This window comes from Photobacterium iliopiscarium (assembly GCF_003026395.1).
GTDB lineage: Bacteria > Pseudomonadota > Gammaproteobacteria > Enterobacterales > Vibrionaceae > Photobacterium > Photobacterium iliopiscarium.
This window is the reverse complement of sequence record NZ_PYOO01000035.1, coordinates 1-899: the sequence shown is the minus strand read 5'-3', so window position 1 is coordinate 899 and position 899 is coordinate 1. Positions and strand designations below refer to the sequence as shown.

General features: G+C 44.9%; 1 protein-coding gene. It reads right to left on the bottom strand.

The annotated features are described in order from the left end of the window. A partial coding sequence (locus tag C9J51_RS19335; RefSeq protein ID WP_107275289.1) for an S-(hydroxymethyl)glutathione dehydrogenase/class III alcohol dehydrogenase occupies positions 1-899 on the bottom strand: 899 nt, incomplete at both ends.

The window sequence follows — 899 nt, the reverse complement described above, 5'->3', positions numbered from 1 at the left end:
TCTTGACCTGCACCAGCAACACCGATGATCACTGACTCGCCCCAACCTTTGTGACAACACTCAAGTGCTGAACGCATAACATTAACGTTACCGATACACTCAAATGAGTAGTCAACGCCGCCGTCAGTCATTTCAACAATCACTTCTTGAATTGGCTTGTCGAATTTCATTGGGTTGATGCATTCAGTTGCACCTAGTTTCATTGCTAGGTCGAACTTACTTTCGTTGATATCAATTGCAATAATACGGCTAGCTTTAGCCATAGTACCGCCGATGATAGCCGCAAGACCGATACCGCCAAGACCAAAGACAGCGATAGTGTCGCCTTCTTTAACTTTAGCTGTATTAAGAACGGCACCCATACCTGTTGTTACGCCACAACCAAGCAGACAGACTTCTTCAAGTGGTGCTTCTTTGCTGATTTTAGCTAAAGAGATTTCTGGAAGTACAGTGTACTCAGAGAATGTAGAGCAACCCATGTAATGGAAGATAGGCTGACCGTCTTTGTAGAAACGGGTAGTGCCATCAGGCATTAGGCCTTTACCTTGTGTTTCACGTACTGCCTGACAAAGGTTAGTTTTACCAGATAGGCAGTATTTACATTTGCCACACTCAGCAGTGTAAAGAGGGATAACGTGATCGCCTACTTCAACACTTGTTACGCCTTCACCGATCATTTCAACGATACCGCCACCTTCGTGACCAAGGATCGCAGGGAAGATACCTTCTGGATCGTCGCCTGATAATGTGAATGCATCTGTGTGACATACGCCAGTTGCAACGATGCGAACTAATACTTCGCCAGCGCGAGGTAACATTACATCAATTTCTTCAACAGAAAGAGGTTGTTTAGGACCCCACGCGATAGCCGCTTTTGATTTGATAAATTTGTCAGTCAT